We start from the raw sequence: 1370 nt of genomic DNA, 5'->3' as shown, positions 1-1370 counted from the left end.
TGCAAAGCAATTCTTTAAGAAAGCTTTGCAGTCTTTTCATGCCTCAAAACCTCGTACAATCACAATTGATATTACGTCAATAAAATAGACACAGATAATTTCAATTATGCAGCCTTTAATTTGTACATACGTTTTCTTTGTGCTGACGATAAATAGTCATTCGCTGAATGAATTCTTTTACGATTATAGAAAATTTCAATGTATTCCCAAATATCTTGCTGTGCTTGAGCACGTGTTGCGTATTGTTGGTGATAAATAAGCTCTTTTTTTAAGACACCAGGAATGATTCGATACAAGCGTTATCATAACAGTTCCCTTTTCTACTCATGCTACAGTTTATTCCATACTGTTGTAATTGCTTTTGATAATCGTTGGAGGCATATTGACTTCCTCGATCAGAATGATGCAGCAAGATGGGACCTTCCGGTCTTTGACGAACATAAGCCTGTTGTAAAGCTTCCAGCACTAATTCTTTTGTTATTGTACGATCAGCATGCCAACCTACAATTTTTCTAAAATACAAGTCCATCAGACTTGCTAAATACAACCATCCTTCTTTCGTCGATACATAGGTAATATCGGCTACCCAAACTTGATTTGGCTTTTTACTTTGAATTGACGATTCAACACATTGTCCTGTATCGGATAAGAATGTTTGGAATTTGTAGTAGCTTTATATTTTTTTACAGTTCTTGACTATAACCCCTGCTCTTTCATGATTCTGGCCACTGTTTTTTGTGAAATTCGCTTTCCTTTTTGACGTAAGACAGACATTACTTTCGGACTTCCATATAAACAACGCGATTCTAGAAAAATGCGGTGGATTTCTTTGGTTATTTGTTCTCTCTGTATTTGCCTGGGGCTTTTGGTGTGATGTTTCCATTTGGAATATCCGCTTCGGGATACATGTAGAACTTGGCACATCTTCTCCACTCGGTATGTGAAGCGGTGTCGATGGATAAATTTAAATTTTACCGATGGTCTTTCGCGAAGAAGTGCATCGCCTTTTTTAAGATTGCATTTTCTTCCTCTAAATCTCGAATACGTCGCTCCATTTCATTTGTTTTTTTGTCCTCTGAACGGAACGTTCGTTGCTGTATCATCTTGGACTCTTGTTTATATTCTTTACCCAACCATGCAGGGTATTCAATGAAATTCCTAATTCTCGGGCAACTTGAGCTACAGCTTTACCCGTTTGGAAAACATGCTTTACGCTTTGACGTTTAAATTCTTCTTCATATTGTTTTATTTTACCCATGTAGACACCTCGTTCGGTTTATTTTTATTATACGTGGCGTGCACTTCATATCCCTTTTGTATAAGTGAATGTACAACATATTTACCTATCCAGCCACTACCACCTGTTACAA

General features: G+C 37.0%; 3 pseudogenes. 1 reads left to right on the top strand and 2 read right to left on the bottom strand.

The annotated features are described in order from the left end of the window. Positions 1-70, top strand: a pseudogene (locus ATL10_RS32440) (IS6 family transposase); the annotation flags it as partial. A gap of 34 nt (positions 71-104) precedes the next feature. Here ATL10_RS32440 and ATL10_RS31010 read toward each other — a convergent pair. Together ATL10_RS31010 and ATL10_RS30725 are read right to left on the bottom strand one after the other, a co-directional pair. Continuing rightward, positions 105-1258: pseudogene (locus ATL10_RS31010) on the bottom strand (IS3 family transposase). A gap of 5 nt (positions 1259-1263) precedes the next feature. After that, positions 1264-1370: pseudogene (locus ATL10_RS30725) on the bottom strand (NAD-dependent epimerase/dehydratase family protein); the annotation flags it as partial.

Origin of the sequence: Bacillus sp. 196mf, assembly GCF_003217275.1 — a bacterium.
GTDB lineage: Bacteria > Bacillota > Bacilli > Bacillales > Bacillaceae_G > Bacillus_A > Bacillus_A thuringiensis_S.
This window is presented reverse-complemented; position numbering and strand designations above follow the sequence as displayed.